General features: G+C 50.7%; 12 protein-coding genes. 4 read left to right on the plus strand and 8 right to left on the minus strand.

The window, feature by feature from the left end; all coding sequences use genetic code 11:
* Nucleotides 1–32: 32 nt before the first annotated feature.
* Entirely contained in the window at nucleotides 33–1,385 is a 1,353-nt protein-coding gene (locus tag C7434_RS10895; RefSeq protein WP_033739395.1) for an MFS transporter, read from the plus strand.
* Nucleotides 1,386–1,901: 516 nt separating this feature from the next.
* Here the strand turns inward: C7434_RS10895 and C7434_RS10900 are convergent.
* Nucleotides 1,902–3,242 (minus strand): MFS transporter, encoded by a 1,341-nt coding sequence (locus C7434_RS10900; RefSeq protein ID WP_033739396.1) that lies wholly within the window; start codon nucleotides 3,240–3,242, stop codon nucleotides 1,902–1,904.
* Between the two features lie 543 nt (nucleotides 3,243–3,785).
* On the opposite strand from C7434_RS10900, the gene C7434_RS10905 reads away from it, so the two are divergent.
* Nucleotides 3,786–4,454, plus strand: a complete 669-nt coding sequence (locus C7434_RS10905; protein ID WP_033739398.1) for an ATP-dependent Clp protease proteolytic subunit — start codon at nucleotides 3,786–3,788, stop codon at nucleotides 4,452–4,454.
* Nucleotides 4,455–4,546: 92 nt separating this feature from the next.
* Here C7434_RS10905 and C7434_RS10910 read toward each other — a convergent pair whose 3' ends face one another.
* Both C7434_RS10910 and C7434_RS10915 read right to left on the minus strand, forming a co-directional pair.
* Complete coding sequence (locus tag C7434_RS10910) at nucleotides 4,547–5,560, minus strand: NAD(P)-dependent alcohol dehydrogenase (protein ID WP_033739399.1); 1,014 nt, start codon at nucleotides 5,558–5,560, stop codon at nucleotides 4,547–4,549.
* A gap of 334 nt (nucleotides 5,561–5,894) precedes the next feature.
* The gene (locus C7434_RS10915; RefSeq protein ID WP_033739402.1) at nucleotides 5,895–6,488 is read right to left on the minus strand and encodes an NAD(P)H oxidoreductase; all 594 of its coding nucleotides are present in this window, start codon (nucleotides 6,486–6,488) and stop codon (nucleotides 5,895–5,897) included.
* Between the two features lie 98 nt (nucleotides 6,489–6,586).
* Here C7434_RS10915 and C7434_RS10920 point away from each other — a divergent pair, with 98 nt between their 5' ends.
* A complete protein-coding gene (locus C7434_RS10920; RefSeq protein ID WP_033739403.1) occupies nucleotides 6,587–7,492 on the plus strand; it encodes a LysR family transcriptional regulator in 906 nt (301 codons plus the stop codon).
* On the opposite strand, the gene C7434_RS10925 is transcribed toward C7434_RS10920, so the two are convergent.
* From C7434_RS10925 to C7434_RS10945, 5 genes are all read right to left on the minus strand, one after another.
* A complete protein-coding gene (locus C7434_RS10925) occupies nucleotides 7,482–9,365 on the minus strand; it encodes a sigma 54-interacting transcriptional regulator (RefSeq protein WP_133745461.1) in 1,884 nt (627 codons plus the stop codon). The two genes, C7434_RS10920 and C7434_RS10925, sit on opposite strands and share 11 nt — an antisense overlap.
* Nucleotides 9,366–9,504: 139 nt before the next feature.
* Nucleotides 9,505–10,668, minus strand: coding sequence for a metallo-dependent hydrolase (locus C7434_RS10930; RefSeq protein WP_033739405.1), 1,164 nt, complete (start codon nucleotides 10,666–10,668; stop codon nucleotides 9,505–9,507).
* A gap of 13 nt (nucleotides 10,669–10,681) precedes the next feature.
* Nucleotides 10,682–12,076 (minus strand): DASS family sodium-coupled anion symporter, encoded by a 1,395-nt coding sequence (locus C7434_RS10935; protein WP_033739407.1) that lies wholly within the window; start codon nucleotides 12,074–12,076, stop codon nucleotides 10,682–10,684.
* Nucleotides 12,077–12,150: 74 nt separating this feature from the next.
* Entirely contained in the window at nucleotides 12,151–12,849 is a 699-nt protein-coding gene (locus C7434_RS10940) for an RraA family protein (protein ID WP_033739409.1), read from the minus strand.
* 4 nt (nucleotides 12,850–12,853) lie between these two features.
* Nucleotides 12,854–13,813: a hydroxyacid dehydrogenase gene (locus C7434_RS10945; RefSeq protein WP_033739411.1), complete on the minus strand. Its 960-nt coding sequence runs from the start codon at nucleotides 13,811–13,813 to the stop codon at nucleotides 12,854–12,856.
* Nucleotides 13,814–14,811: 998 nt separating this feature from the next.
* Here C7434_RS10945 and ompC point away from each other — a divergent pair.
* Nucleotides 14,812–15,915: a porin OmpC gene (gene ompC / locus C7434_RS10950; protein ID WP_133745462.1), complete on the plus strand. Its 1,104-nt coding sequence runs from the start codon at nucleotides 14,812–14,814 to the stop codon at nucleotides 15,913–15,915.
* Nucleotides 15,916–16,111: the final 196 nt, after the last annotated feature.

Raw genomic sequence — 16,111 nt, forward strand, 5'->3', positions numbered from 1 at the left:
CTCTGCGTTGACGCAACGCAGCGGAGACAACCATGAATCTGCACTCAACGCCTTCCCGCTCAATGACGGAGCAGGATGACGTGCCCGTGTCCCATGACGGCATGACTCAAACGGATTTTGAACAAAGTGAAGTCGCGGCAGGCAAAGCCTTTCGCCGTATCCTGCCTTTTATTTTTATCTGCTACGTGGTCAGTTATCTGGATCGCACGAATGTCAGCTTTGCCGCGCTGGGCATGAACGCGGATTTAGGGATTACAGCAGAGCAGTTTGGCTTTGGCGCGGGCATGTTCTTTATCGGGTATTTCCTTTTCGAAGTGCCCAGTAATCTGATCATGCAAAAAGTAGGTGCCCGCATCTGGATCGCCCGTATTATGATTTCGTGGGGGCTGATCTCCATGGCCACCGCCTTCGTCACCGGTCCCGTCAGCTTTGCCTTTGCCCGTTTCTGCCTGGGCGTGGCGGAAGCGGGCTTCACCCCGGGCATTTACCTGTTTTTTACCTACTGGTTCCCCGGCAGCTGGCGCGCCAAAATCACAGCCGCCTTTCTGGTCGGCATTCCCGTGGCGAATATTATCGGTGCGCCGTTATCCGGCATGTTGATGCAAATTACCGGACACGACACTATCCGCAACTGGCAGTGGCTGTTGCTGCTGGAAGGCTTTCCGGCGGTAATACTTGGTGTCATGTGCCTGTTCTTTTTACATGACCGTCCGGCCAAAGCGGGCTGGCTAAGCGAGGCGGAAAAAGCGTTGCTGAGCAGGCGGCTGGCGAATGAACAGAAAAAGATCGAACAGGCTCACGGTTCCAGCCTGCGGGATGCAATGCGTAATCCCCTGCTCTACCTTCTGGCTTTTATTAACTTTTGCGGCATTGTCGGCTCAATTGGCGTAGGTTTGTGGATGCCGCAGATTATCAAACAGCTTGGCGTCAGCCACACCGCGACGGGTTTTCTGACCGCGTTGCCCTATATCTGTGGCGCCTTCAGCATGCTGTTTTGGGCACAGCGCGCGAATGCTTCCCGCCACCGTATTCGCTGGATCAGCGCGGCGCTGGTGATCGCCGCCGTGGCGTTAGGCTGCAGCGCCCTCATTGATGAACCCGTCCTCAAAATGCTTGCGCTGTGTTTCACTGTGAGCGGCATCCTGGCATTTCAGGCATCATTCTGGGCGCTGCCTTCCGGTTTTTTGACAGGGAGCGCGGCGGCGGGCGGACTGGCGATGATTGTCTCGATTGGTAATCTGGGCGGCTTCGTGGGTCCTTCGCTTATTGGCTATGTGCGCCAGACCAGCGGTGGCTTTATGTGGGCGCTGCTGGCGGTGTCGGCGGTGCTGCTGCTGGGAGCTTTCTGCGTAGCGTCCGTCAAGGACCCTTACCGTCACACCTGACCGGACAAAACGACCACGCCGCCGACATTCAGGGTGGCGTGATGTCGCCTCGGATTATGGCCTCAGTTAACTAACCCCGACGCACGATCTGAATGGACACAAAGCCACGCCAATATCAGAGGCGGCGTGGTTTTATCCCCCCACGGCTTCATTTCTCCATTATCCTCCTTCCTGCCGCCGTTCCTGCGCATGCAGACTGTTTTTCCACGCCGTTGTCTTTCCCACCGCAACAACGTTCGCGTTCGTCTGCTGATCGCGGCCCGGTATTTCCGATAACCGATACCGGTTTCCGGGAAGTATCCCATCACGATGGCAGGCGAGCACATGGAGCAGAGCAGGCTGAAACGGTATACAGGCGTCCTTGCCGCATCAGAGCGCTCGGCCTGCCCGATAAGGATGGCAGAACCGAACACGGCACCGCTCCTTCCCGGCATTCCTGCGGTTCGCCTCACCTTCACTTTTCTCCGGTATAAAAAAAAGCGCCCGGAGGCGCTTCAGTGATTTCAGCGATGCGACTTATTTGCTGACGGTCGACAGGCTATGATCCGCTTCGATTCTGGTCGCGCTTTTGCGGCCCATGATCAGCACTGCGATACCGCCCGCCCCGCAGAGCACGGCCAGCGGAACCATGGCCAGCGCATGACTGCCCGTCTGCTCGTTGATGATCCCGTACACGTTAACCATCAGCCCGCCGCCAATCAGGTTCGCCATGGCACCGATAGCCGCCAGGCCCGCCGCTGCGGTGCTGGACGACAGCCAGCCGGAAGCCAGTGCCCAGAACGGCCCTTTCATGGAGTACGCGCCAATCAGCACCAGCGACAGAATGACCACGCTGCCCGCCAGCGACTGCGTCAGGAAAGCCGACAGTAGCCCACCCGCAATAAGGAACAGCGTCAGCGCGGTGTGCCAGCGACGTTCGCCCGTACGGTCGGAACTGCGGCCCCAGACGATCATCAACACGGACGCCAGGCCGTAAGGAATGGCGTTCACCAGACCGGTCGTGAAGTTGTCGAGTCCGAACGACTTGAGTAATTGTGGCGACCAGACGCTGAGCGTGGAACCTGCCGCCGAGGCACCGGCATAGATTAAGGCCATCACCCAGATGTGCTTGTGTCGCAGTAACTGCCACAGCGAGATATGACCGATCACCTTACGTTTCGCATTCTCGTCCGCCAACGTTGTGCTAAGCCAGTTGCGCTGTGCTTCCGTCAGCCAGGTCGCGTTTTCCGGGCGGTTGCTTAACAGGAAAAAGGCGGCTATTCCTAAAAGGATGGCCGGGAAGCCTTCTAAAATAAACAGCCAGTGCCAGCCACGTAAGCCAAACCAGCCATCCAGTGACAGGATGGCCCCGGAGATCGGTGAGCCGATAAAGTTTGCTGCCGGGATAGCCACCATAAAGGTCGCAATGACGCGGGCGCGGTATTTACCGGGGATCCAGTAGGTCAGGTAGAGGATCACGCCAGGGAAAAAGCCGGCCTCCGCCGCGCCCAGTAAAAAGCGCAGGAAATAAAGCATCCCGGCACTGGAGACAAAGGCCGTACAGACCGACACAATGCCCCACGTCACCATAATGCGCGATATCCAGATCTTCGCCCCGATCTTTTGCATCGCCAGATTGCTGGGCACTTCAAACAGAAAATACCCCACAAAAAACAGGCTGCTCGCCAGGCCGAACACCGCTTTGGTCAGCCCGAGATCTTCATTCATCTGCAGGGCCGCCATTCCGATATTGCCCCGGTCAATGATAGCGATCAGATAACAGACAATCAGAAACGGCAGAATGCGCCATATAACACGCTTTACCGTCTGCTGCTCTATATCGGAGGTTATGGCCACATTGGGTCTCTTTTCAGACATGGTGTTCCTCACAGAAGGTTCATGGTTTTACATCTGGGTAAACTTCATGTTTTACTCTGTAAAACTATGGTGTACAAAGTACACTCATTATCTGGCGAAACTTTTTCCTGTGCTGGCAAATGTTATGAGGTTGTGTGACTTGTCACAAAAAGGGATCAGTTTGCCGTGGGATATGTGACGCAGCCGGAGCTTTTCCCGCTTCCCCCGCGTCCCCGGGACATGGCGCATTGAGCAGAATCGCAGAAAGCCCGCAGGTACAAACGCCAGGAAAAGCGGAGCCGTGCGATAAAAGCAGCAGGGTGCCTTGCGGTGCTGACAATACTGAAAAGCAGTATGCCGTTTACCGGACTGCATATGTGATGCGGCTTCGTTGTTCCCCTCTTCGACAAAATTAGCGTCGCCGCAGGTTATTTTGAAAAAGTCATTTAAAAGCCATAATACTGAAATATATTTTTAGCGGTAACAAACGCGTGCAAAATGATAATAGATATTGCAGACATAATGTCGTACTGATAATTAAAGGGCAAAAAGGATGGAGTTAATATGAAATATATTTTCTGTGCGGCTGCCGTTTTTGTCCTGACCAGTTTTACCTCACAGGCGGCGATGAACAAAGTCGTTGACGAGAAGCGCCCACCCAACACCGTTAAAACAGTAAAAATTGCTTTCACTGGCGCGATAACGCAGAACAAAATTATGGCCCTGTCCGCCGCCATTGACGAGATTGCGCAAAACTACAAAGCCGCTACGGAGATACAGCTTTATCTCACCAGCCCCGGCGGTGATGTTGATGCCGGGAAAATGGGCTATCAGATAGTGAAGGACTCACCCATTCCGGTGACCACCGTGAATATGTCCTCCGTCGAATCCTCCGCAACCTTAATTTATTGTGGCGCAAAGAAACGGCTAACCATGGACGATTCGATTTTTTTATTACATGCGCCCACGATTCATGATGCTCGGGACAGAAATTTTTCAGAAAATATGCTGGTTGAAAAAAATGAATTTAGCAGCCGATTCCGCAATATTATTAAAAATATTTATCACACCTGTACCAACCTGACGGATGATCAAATCGACAAAATTACCTACAGCGAAGACAACCATATGCTGCTGGATAATCAACACGCACTGGCTGTCGGCATTGCGACAGGCGGGCTCAGCCATTTTATGCCCGCTGACGCGGCCTATTATATTCACGACAATAATTAGTTCTGTGCAGGCCGCGATGCCTGATGAAGGCTCTGGTTTCAGCCCTCATCAGGCACCGTTTCTACGGACACACCAGCCTTACTGCGCGTGACTCACCATTCCACGCAGATCTTGCCGAAATGCGAACCGCTCTGCTGCCAGGCAAAGGCCTCGGCGAGGTCCTGATAACGGAAGAGGCGATCAACGACGGGCTTCTGATTCATCCCTTCCAGCGCGTTCACGTAATCGATCTGATCCTGTCGGCTGGCAACGATCACCCCTTTGATGGTGACCTGCTTCGCCAGGACAGACAAAATGGACAGCCGGGCTTCATCGCCGGAAATGATGCCGATTTGGGTAATGTGGCCGCCCACTTTGATCGCTTTCAGCGACTCACCCAGCGTGGCAGGTCCGCCCACTTCCACCACCTGATCCACGCCCACGCCGCCGGTCAGTTCCAGCACCTTCTTCCCCCACTCTGGCGTCGTGCGATAGTTAATGGTTTCGTCTGCGCCCAGCTGTCGGGCGCGCGCCAGTTTCTCATCCGAAGAGGAGGTGGCAATCACTTTCGCGCCCATGGCCTTAGCGATTTGTAAGGCAGCGATAGATACACCGCCGGTGCCCTGCACCAACACGGTATCATTAGCCTGAAGATTGCCTTCGGTCACCAGTGCTCGCCAGGCGGTCAGGCCAGCTGTCGTAATGGTGGCTGACTCAGCGTGCGCCCAGCCTTTTGGCGCATGGGTAAAGGCGCTCTGCGCCCGCACAACGTATTCACTGGCCATGCCATCAATGCCGTCGCCCGGCGTGTGGGCAAAGCCGCCGACGTCCGCGGTGGGTTTGCCGGACAGCCAGACGGGGAAGAATGTCGACACGACGTGATCACCTGCGCGAAAATCGGTCACGCCCTCGCCCACGGCTTCCACCACGCCCGCGCCGTCGGACAGCAGTATGCGGCCATCTTCGGTGGGAAATTGCCCGGTCGCGACGACCAGGTCATGGAAATTCAGTGAGCTGGCCTTGATGGCAACCCGGATTTCGCCTTTTCCCGGCTGTCCCGGATCGGCTCGGTCTGACAGGTGGATGTTCTGCAGTCCGCCAGGGGCTTTCAGGGTCATTGCTTTCATTACGTTCTCCGTTGCCTGATGTATTTTCTTAAGACATGTTGCTTAACATAGTCCACAGGGAGATTTTGTAAAATGTCGTCATCGGGAAGCGGATCGCGGCAAAGGGAATACGATCAGGCCTGCGCGATGGTACGGTGACCGGGCTAAAGGCGTGGCTACCGTCACCGTGATTAACGTTGCAGCGCTGTCAACGCGCGCCTCCATTTCCCGCTAAACGGCCGTAAAGGGTATGCTCGCGCCTTGCAAAACGGGCACTGCGAAGCAGAGCACCCCGCGCGTCGTTCATTGTACCGGTGAGCATGTTAAAGGGCGCCTGCTTGCGCCCTGCCTTGCGTTAAACCGTGCTGTCTACCACCGCATACATTTGCTCAAAGAGTTGTGCATAGTGGCTGACGTCATCCTGAATGGCCTCCTCAACCCCTAACGTGTTGTAGAGGAAATGGACGTCCACATCGCGGATCGCCAGATAAGCCGAAACGCCCAAAAGATGATCGGTGATGTTTTTCTCCCAGCCATATTTAATAAATGACCGATGGGAGCCGCCCGCCAGCGCCAGCCAGCGCACCGTTTTTGCCGTTAACCGGTTTTGCTCACCATAGGCCAGGCCATAATTCCATACGCGCTCAAGATAGCCTTTCAACATGGCCGGAAAGCTGTACCACCACACCGGGAAGACAAAGAAGATAATGTCCTGATTGTCCAGTTCAGCAAACAGGCGGTGGACCTCTGGCGAATAGCGCTTATCCGGGTTGCCCCACTCCGGTTCATCCTCGACACGTAACACCGGATCAAAATCGCTGCGATACAAATCCAGTTCAGTAACATGGGCGCCGCGCGCCTCTGCGCGCTGGCGCAGGCTGTGGACCATCTGCGCGGTTAACGAATTCCTGCGCGGATGCGACCAGACGATATAGACATGTTGTTTCATCGTTCACCTCATTTTTGTGCTGACGAAAGCACCTTACGCTCGCGACATTGCTGTGGGAATCGTATGATTTGATACGGGTTAATGAGGGATTTTCATCAATGAAACTGAACGTCTATGACTTCGCGACTTTTATTGCCGTTGCCCGGCACAACAGTTTTCGCGCCGCGGGAGATGAACTCGGACTGTCGCCATCGGCAGTCAGCCACGCGATTAAGCAACTGGAGCAGCGGCTGAAAATTCGCCTGTTTAACCGTACCACGCGCAGCGTGTCACTCACCGAAGCCGGCGCCCGCATGTTTGAACGTTTACGCCCCGCTTTCGATGAAATCAACATGGTGCTGGATGAAGCCAACTGCTATCGCCAGACGCCGATGGGCGTGCTGAAAATCAATGCCTCGCGCCTTGCCTCACGTCTGGTGCTGATTCCGCTGGTCACCGGGTTTAGCCAGCGCTATCCGGATATTCGTGTGGAAATCACGACAGAAGACAGGCTGGTCGATATTGTGAAAGAGGGTTTTGATGCGGGCATTCGCCTGAGCAGTACGCTGGAAAAAGACATGATTGCCCTGCCGGTAGGGCCAAAAGTCAAACTGGTGGTCGCGGCCAGTCCCGATTATTTTGCCCGTCATCCTCGTCCCACGCATCCACGCGAAATCGACGTGCACCCGTGCGTCATGTTTCGTCATCGCAGTGGCCGGATTTATCAGTGGGAATTCAACGGACCGGACGGCCAGTTTGCGCTTCTTCCCGGCGGAAACATCATCCTTGACGACATGGATTCACAGTTGGATGCCGTACTGCAGGGGGCGGGGCTCGGCTATCTCTATTACGAGCAGGTGAAAGATCATCTGGCAAACGGCAGTCTGATCTCGGTACTGGAGGACTGGTTACCGGAACGGCCCAGCCTGCAGTTTTATTACCCTAATCGCCAGTATATGTCTTCGGCATTGCGGACGTTTATTGACTATATCAAAGCGGCACCGTTGTCGACATTCAGCCGCTGATCTCATACGCTTTTAGCTTACGCCACAGGGTGGTCGCACTGATCCCCAGCATTGCCGCCGCCTGGGTTTTATCACCCTGGCATTTTGCCATCACGTCAATAATTAGCCGGCGCTCCTGTTTTTTCAGAAGATCGGTTTCAGCGTCTGTGCACGCCAAAGAGGATGATTCATACACCACGTTATTGAGTACCTGCTCATCCTCAAGCAACGAGATCACGGTCGATTTATCGACCGTACCGCCCTGATGAAATACCGCCAGTCTGCACACGACCGATTGCAGTTCTCGTATATTCCCCGGCCAGTGATAACGGTTTAAATACGCCAGCGCATCCGGCGAAAAGACCCTGTCTTTTCCCTGCTGGTGAAGTAAATGCCGGATAAGAGGTTCAACGTCACCTTTACGCTCAGTCAGCGCGGGAAGCCGGAGTGTGAGGATATTGATACGGTAATAAAGATCCTGACGAAAAGCGCCCATGGTTATCTGCGCCTTCAAATCTTTATTACTTGCTGTTATGAGTCGAAAATCCGCCGCAATCAGCCCATCACCGCCCACGCGAACAAACTGTTTTTCCTGTAGCACACGCAGTAATTTGACCTGTACGTTGAGTGGGGCCTCGCTGATTTCATCAATAAATACGGTGCCCTTCATCGCCATCTCAAAGATACCGGGCTTGCCCCCTTTCCGGGCCTGGGTAAATGCCCCGTCAGCATAACCAAACAGTTCACTTTCAAGCAGACTTTCAGGAATCGCCGCGCAGTTAATCGCAATGAACGGGCTGTGGCTTCGGGTGCTGTGCTGGTGAATGCTTTGAGCAAACAATTCTTTACCCGTACCGGTATCACCTAAAATATGGACAGGTGCATCATGGCTGGCACAACGCTTTGCTTTTTCGATCGCTGACTTAATACTGGCTGACTCACCAACAATATCATCAAAGGTGTAACGGGTATAAAAAGCACGCTGTTTTCGCTTTTTACTGACCGTGTTTCGCCACGGGGCTTGCGATTGCAGACAGCCGGTCACGATTGAATAGCTCTCCTGCCGCTTACAGTAATGCTTTATCGCGACAGAAATGCGTTCCCCGTCAAGTTCAAGGGTCATATCGCTGACGTCAGACTCGTCAATAATGGCATTGTATACGTCTTTGAATCCTTCTTTTTTGTATATTTTCTCCCCGACGCGGCACTGAAAAAGCGCTTTTCCTTTGCTGTTTATTGTGACGACAGTCCCCATCGGGTCGAGACACATAATGCCTTCCCGTGACTGATTTATCGCGGACTGACTTATCTCCAGCTTCAGATTTTCCTGGTTAATATATTTTAACAGGCTGAAGGCCTCGTTGATGGCCTGTTCAATAGAGATATTATCGGTATCCCCCATTACAACCTTCAGACCATATTTTTTGGCCATTTCAGCAACGGTCAGACCGCCAATCACGACCTGATAATTATTTTCCGCAAGGCTTTTGACGACATTATCGATATCGTAATGATTATAGACCTGACAGATCTTGAAATTATCATGAGTCATATGTTGATAATGCTTAAGCGCGTGGCAAAACTGGGGAAAGCCGACCGCAGCAATCTTCTGTGACTTGATTTTTGCTTCCTGCAGAATACGGTTCACGCCTTGAAAATCATGTGCAATTTCGACCACCGGGATGGCCAGGCTGCTGCGCAGTAAGGCAGCGGTACCGCCACGACTGATGATGATTCTGGTGCCGGCGCGAATCATTTCATTCGCTTTATCCAGCACATCTGAATAACCTATTTCGTAGACGGGTAATTCTAGCTGTTTTTCAAACAGCACATTAGAGATACGCTGAGTAATGGTTTTTGAAACAGAGAAAATGACAATTTCATTGAACTTCATTAACAGTCCGATTATATCGATAACGCGCTGAACAAGTATAAAGATAACGTCTGCCCCTATATTGACAGACGTCATGTGCAGGCACGTAAAAGCCACCTGGCGTTAATATTCCAGGACTGAGCGAACGGATAAGGCGTGATTAAACATGCAGACGGCGATAGCAGATCTGCCCACGACTGATGGTTAAGCAGTTATCAATATAGCGATCGCCTTGTAACTGATTGCCCCTCGTGTCTTCGAAAATGGTTTTTGCCTGACGTATTTTAACCACGGCGATGTCGGCAAATGCCCCCGGTGTGAGCGTTCCGATCTGGCCCTGCATTTTCATTAGCCTGGCAGGGGTGCTGGTGACCGCTTTTACGATATCAAACAGTGACATACCCATATTCAGGTATTTTGACATGACATGAAGCAGACTGTAGACCTTATTCGTACGCAGGCTGTTACGCTGCGTTAAGTCCGTGCTGATAATATCGGGATAAAATCCCTGCGCCATCGCATGACGGGCAATATTAAAATCAAAATGCGCCACGCCATTTGAACAGTCAAAGATGACGCCTTTCCGCTGGGCTGCCTGAATCGACGGGTACACTTCGCCCTGCTCATTAAGGATGGTGTGACCCGTTCCGTGAAAGCAGTGCGCGTATATATCACCCGGGTTGAAATGCGGGATGAGTTCGTCCGCCTGGCGTTGGGAATCCGTGACGTGCACGCATAACGAGGTATTCAGCTCACGTGCCAGCGCAACGGTCGTCAGAAAAGGATCGCTGCTGTAGGGTTTGCCTTTCGCAATATCCTGACTGTAGCGCAGCTTCAGGCCCAGAATATTGTCTGCATTTTTGCTGACAACCTGCTTTATTTTTTCCCGATTAAAATTGGCCGGGTTCGTGTTTTCCAGATATCCCGTCGGCCCACCACCCAGCGTAGACAGGCCTACATTTACTACATTTAAGTAACTTTTTATCCTTACCGTAGCCGTGTTGATCACACTGTTACGGAACAATCCATAATTGACCCAACCGCTACTGCCAGCGTCAACCACGCTGGTTACGCCATTGGGCAAACAAATGATGTCTGGATTCACGCTGATAGCCGTTCCGCCATGAAAAACATGAGTATGAAAGTCAATTAAACCGGGAAGGACAATACAGCCTGCGGCATCAATTTCAGTTTCAGCTTCAATGCCGTCAACCTGGGTAAGATCAACGATAACATCCCCCATAATGCCCACATCCCGCTGAATATAATTCTGGCCGTGGCCGTCTATCGTCAGGCCATTTTTGATACGAAGATCCAGTTTCATGTTTATCCTCCGATCAGATACCGATGAATTTCCAGTAAGGAATGCCGAGCAGGAAATAAACAATGACGTTAAACAGCACCATCATTGTGCCCAACAGCCAGAAGGTTTTTTGCGGCACATAGCCACTGGAGAAGGTAAAAACCCCCGCTCCGTTACCGTAATGCGTGAGGAGAGCACCGTAGCCTGCTGAAAACGCCAACGACAATGCAACGTACATTGGATTGGCCTGCGTCGTCATGCCGAGGGTAAACAACACGGGATAAAAAGAGACGACAAACGCACTGTTTGAGACAAAGAAATAACGTACGGCAAGACTGATAAAAATCAGCACACCAATTGCGCTAAATTCATTGAGATGAGAAAGATCCAGGTAGTTTTTAATCACCCCCACCAGGAAAACGTAGAACCCGCCTTTTGACAGCGCGACAGCACATCCATAGAACGCGCCGTACCAGACAAACGTTTGCCAGGCCGCTTTTTCACTGACCACATGTTCCCAGCTCAGCACTTTAAATAACAACAAGCAGGCAAGGAATGCAAAGCCAACCGGAATAAAAGGAATACCCGTTACTGAGCCGGTCATCCATCCCAAAACGCCCAGAATAAAAAACACGATCAGCAGTTTCTCTTCGCGCTTCACCGGCCCGAGTTCACGCAGTCCCTGTTCAGCGATCTCATTGACGTTATCAATTTTTTTCAGTTCAGGCGCGTAAACTTTATAAAGTATCCAGGGACACAGCAGCAGAACTAATCCGGCCGGAATAATGGCCGCCTTAAACCAGGTCATCCAGTCCAGATCGACCTTCATAATTTCGTTAGCCAGTGACACGGTGATAGCGTTGGTGGCCATACCGGTTAAAAACAAGCTGGATGTTCCCATTGATACGACATACATCAGAATCGTCAGGTAGGAACCAATCCGGCGGCTACCTTCGTCAGGTTTTGAGCCCAACGCTTCAGCAATGTTGCGGAAAATGGGATAGACGATACCGCCAGAGCGCGACATATTCGAGCCGGTGGCCGGAGCCAGCACGGTGTCCGTAACCATCATCAGATAACCCAGCGTCAGAGTATTTCTGCCGTAGCGTTTCAGTAAAATGTAGGCGATACGCTTACCCAGTCCGGTAATAACGAATGCCTTACAAATAATAAAGGCGCTGATAATAAACCAGACCATGGCCGTGCCATAACCTGCAAACAGAATATGAGGATCGATAAAAACAGATGCGATGCCGAGGATAATGAGCATAATAATCGCATCCGTAAAAGGCCGAAATACCAGCCCGCATAACATCGCCAGATAAATACCGACCATATGCCAGGTCGTGGCGGAAATCTCGTCAGGGTTAGGCAAGATCCAGAATAAAACCGGGAAAAACACGATCAATAAGATTTTTAAAGAGAACATATATTTTTACCTTTGCTTATCACCACGAGAGCATGACTCCCGTGGTTTGAGCGAATGGATATTATATTGGTCGACTAACGAAATACGTCGTTAATAAATTCAACGCCCTTTTCTTCCAGTGATTTGGTGACCCATTCACGATTTGCCGTGCCGTTTTTTGCGGCTTCAACTTTGCTCGCATCGAATGCTGCATACGCTTTAGCTTTTTCGAGTAAGGGTTCTGCATCATGCAAAGGAACAACAATTACGCCATCCGCATCACCAATAATGAGATCGCCAGGGCACACGGCTACGCCACCCACCGCAACAGGTGTATTTACTTCGCCAGGACCTTCTTTAAACGGACCGGCCGGGTTTGCCCCTGTGGCAAAAAGGGGAAAATCCAACTGTGACAAAGCATCAATATCGCGGATGGGACCATCCAGCACGATGCCAGCGATCTTCTTGCAGTGATGCGCGTAAGCCACCATGATTTCGCCCATCAGGGCTCGCGAACGGTCACCTTCATTAGATACGACAATAACGTCATTCTCCGTCGCCATATCCAGTGCGGCATGCAACATCAGGTTGTCGCCCGCGCGCGCTTTCACCGTAATGGCATAACCCGCCATAACCGGTTTTTGAGGGGAAGAAATCCGCCTGATACCGTTGCCCAACACCGCAATACGATTCATGGTATCGGCGATATTCGCAGCGGGAAGTTGCGCGTATTCCTTGAGTAAATCAGGCTTACCTGCAGGACGTTTTAAATAAATACGATTTCCAATAGTCATTTTATTATTCTCCAAAGCCAGGAACGGGCCAGGTTGGTTTTTTACCCGACAGCACCTCATCAATCCCTATGGCGGTATGAAGTGAGGCTCTGTCGGTGGCTTCTTTCGTTGCGGCACCGATATGAGGGCCAATAACGACATTGCTGAGTGAAAAAATCGGATCGCTGGCGTCGAAGGGCTCTTTCTTTAAAACGTCCAGACCTGCGCCGGCAATAAGGTGGTGACTGAGGGCGTGATACAGCGCTTTTTCATCGACGAGTTTGCCGCGCGCAGTATTAATGAAGTAAGACGTCGGTTTCATCATGGCAAATTGCTTTTCTCCGACGAAATTCTGGGTCTCTGCCGTTGTCGGGCAATGCAAAGAGACAACGTCGCTTTCGCTGAAAATGCGGTCAATATCATCTGTACGTTCAACGCCGTCTGGCATTTGTTCCTGCGTCTTATAGGGATCGTATGCAATCACTTTCATATTAAAACCCCGTAAGGCTTTAACAGCGACGCGCGAGCCAATATTGCCTACACCAATTAATCCCAGCGTTTTGCCATCCAGTTCCACTTTGGGCGTGCGCAATTTTGCCCAGTAGTAATCCTCAAGCATTTTCTCTTCAACCAACCTGAAATTGCGGGAACAGTGCAGCATGTAGAAAATAGCCAGTTCGGCCACGGACATGCTGTTCGCCACCGGCGCATTCAGCACCACAACACCGTGACGTTTCGCGGCCTCAAGATCGACAGTATCGTAGCCCGCACCGTGTCGTGCGACGACTTTGAGTTTTTTCGCGGCGTTAAATACACGTTCAGACATTTTTGAAAGCCGAACGATGATGCCATCACAGTCGGGAATATCACGAATAATGTCTTCCTCTTCCATGCCAGAGCCCGTAATTAATTCATAGCCCCGACTCTCCAGATACGCTCTCCCTTCCGCCATAATTTCCTGTGGGAGTAAAATTTTATAAGCCATGCCATTATCTCCAGTGTTATACGCGACAACGTTATTGTTTGCAGACGCCGTGCCAGACCCGATAAAAAAACAGAAGAAATAATGCAATCGCCTGAGAAGAAAGGATTTAATTTATTTGGCCGTAAAAGAAGGTGAAGGGGTAAAAGTGAAATGCGTCACGAAATAAAAAAATGAGAATTTCAAAAAGAAAACCCATTTCGGATAGTGAGTTCATTTTGAAATGCGAGATGTGAATACGTTAACAGCGAATTAAACATCAACACCGCATCATCTATGAACACCTGATGCATCGACGCAGACTTATTATTACTGCAATCCGTACAGGTATGATAAAAACGCGCTTTAATCACGCGTACCTTTCTAAGGTGTCACCTAAAAAAATGAATACGCTTAGCAACCTGCTCCATTTTTTGTGCTGGCAGGCTAATACAGAAAACGATCAGGCCCGATGTTTTAACCGATGCTGCAACAGCGTCAGGAGGCTTGATGGGCATTTTTTAAGAAATCTTCATTACAGCGTTAGTCTCATCTGCAAAATACCTCTCTCTTGACACTATTCACGCTGCCTTTCACTCGAAGTCTAATAATATAATTCGATACAGCTTTAACTATTACTTAAGATATGCCTCTGTAATTAACATGCTAGTTACGACTTCTGATCGATACAAAAAATGACATAAACCATCACAGCGACACCCATAAAAATTCAAACAAAAAGTAAAAATAAGAAGCAGTAACAACAAACACCGCCAAGGTAAAAATATATACAAAAACATTCAAAATAAATATCACAATAAAATCAAACAGCATAATAAAGTGATAACAAATAACCACTGATTACTGGATCGGGATCATATAAACAAAAACAAACAAGATCTTACGGAAACTTATTATTGAATTTACACTGCATTCTATTTTAAAAATAACGCGCCATTTAAGCGCACCATACTTTTCAATTGCTCTGGTCGAGATAAAACATAATTAAAAGGATTTCTTTAATGAAACTTAACTTAGTTGCAGTGGCCGTTACCACCTTATTCTCCGCAGGCGTAACAAATGCTGCGGAAGTTTATAACAAAGACGGTAATAAAATTGATCTCTACGGTAAAATGCAGGGGCTGCACTATTTCACCAGTGATAACGACGGACGTGGGGATAACTCCTATGCCCGTCTCGGTGTAAAAGGTGAAACACAGATTACTAACCAACTGACTGGATTTGGTCAGTGGGAATACAATATGCAGGCGAACCGTGATGAAAGGTCTGAAAACCAGTCCTGGACACGTTTAGGCTTCGCCGGTCTCAAATTCGGTGAGTATGGTTCGGTCAACTATGGCCGCAACTACGGCGTCGTTTACGATGTCACCTCCTGGACCGACGTCCTGCCAGAGTTCGGCGGTGACAGCTACGGCTCGGATAACTTTATGCAGCAGCGTGCCAATGGCCTGGCAACCTATCGTAACACCGATTTCTTTGGCCTGGTCTCCGGCCTTAATTTTGCCTTGCAGTACCAGGGCAGAAATGGGGGCTCCAACGCTGAAGGCGGCAGTCTCACCAATAACAACCGAAATGCAGTGAAACAGAATGGCGATGGCTATGGCGCGGCTGTAACGTATGCTCTGCCAGAAGGTGTGAATTTCGGTGTCGCCTATTCCCATTCTAAGCGTACGCTGGACCAGAACGGCCTGGCATTGGGCGAAGGCGATAATGCTGAAACGTATTCAGGCGCCCTGAAATACGATGCCAATGCTATTTACCTGGCAGCCCAATATACACAGACATACAATGCTACCCGCATTGGTAATGGCAATCCAGGCTACGCCAATAAAGCCCAGAACGTTGAACTCGTTGCACAATACCAGTTTGACTTCGGTCTGCGCCCCAGCATCGCGTATCTGCAGTCAAAAGGGAAAGATCTTGAAAGCTATGGCGATCGGGATTTAGTGAAATACATCGACGTAGGCGCGGCTTATTACTTCAATAAAAACATGTCAGCCATCATCGATTACAAGATCAACCTGCTTGATGAAACCGACTTTACTCAGGCAGCCGGTATTTCAACCGACAATATCCTGGCCGTGGGTCTGACTTACCAGTTCTGATTCCGGTGTACTTGTATCAAGCCAGCGCTTTCTGCGCTGGCTTTTTTTATGGTGCGGCTTTTATCGCTCTGCGGTTTCACAAGTGGCGCTCACGGCACTGACCGGACAGCATCTTTGGTGGGGCGGCCCGTTCACAATCCAGATCCACGAACGAAACAGGCACGTCCGTTATTTACGCTCTGTCCGCCTCCCGGCG

Origin of the sequence: Pantoea sp. PNA 14-12 (assembly GCF_004364735.1) — a bacterium.
Lineage (GTDB): Bacteria > Pseudomonadota > Gammaproteobacteria > Enterobacterales > Enterobacteriaceae > Pantoea > Pantoea stewartii.

Excerpts from the sequence above, each read along its gene's own strand:
- C7434_RS10915 (WP_033739402.1), bottom strand. The coding sequence starts at position 6,488 with ATGAAACAACATGTCTATATCGTCTGGTCGCATCCGCGCAGGAATTCG.
- C7434_RS10900 (WP_033739396.1), bottom strand. The coding sequence starts at position 3,242 with ATGTCTGAAAAGAGACCCAATGTGGCCATAACCTCCGATATAGAGCAG.
- C7434_RS10910 (WP_033739399.1), bottom strand. The coding sequence starts at position 5,560 with ATGAAAGCAATGACCCTGAAAGCCCCTGGCGGACTGCAGAACATCCAC.
- C7434_RS10905 (WP_033739398.1), top strand. The coding sequence starts at position 3,786 with ATGAAATATATTTTCTGTGCGGCTGCCGTTTTTGTCCTGACCAGTTTT.
- C7434_RS10945 (WP_033739411.1), bottom strand. The coding sequence starts at position 13,813 with ATGGCTTATAAAATTTTACTCCCACAGGAAATTATGGCGGAAGGGAGA.
- C7434_RS10920 (WP_033739403.1), top strand. The coding sequence starts at position 6,587 with ATGAAACTGAACGTCTATGACTTCGCGACTTTTATTGCCGTTGCCCGG.
- C7434_RS10925 (WP_133745461.1), bottom strand. The coding sequence starts at position 9,365 with ATGAAGTTCAATGAAATTGTCATTTTCTCTGTTTCAAAAACCATTACT.
- C7434_RS10940 (WP_033739409.1), bottom strand. The coding sequence starts at position 12,849 with ATGACTATTGGAAATCGTATTTATTTAAAACGTCCTGCAGGTAAGCCT.
- C7434_RS10935 (WP_033739407.1), bottom strand. The coding sequence starts at position 12,076 with ATGTTCTCTTTAAAAATCTTATTGATCGTGTTTTTCCCGGTTTTATTC.
- C7434_RS10930 (WP_033739405.1), bottom strand. The coding sequence starts at position 10,668 with ATGAAACTGGATCTTCGTATCAAAAATGGCCTGACGATAGACGGCCAC.
- ompC (WP_133745462.1), top strand. The coding sequence starts at position 14,812 with ATGAAACTTAACTTAGTTGCAGTGGCCGTTACCACCTTATTCTCCGCA.
- C7434_RS10895 (WP_033739395.1), top strand. The coding sequence starts at position 33 with ATGAATCTGCACTCAACGCCTTCCCGCTCAATGACGGAGCAGGATGAC.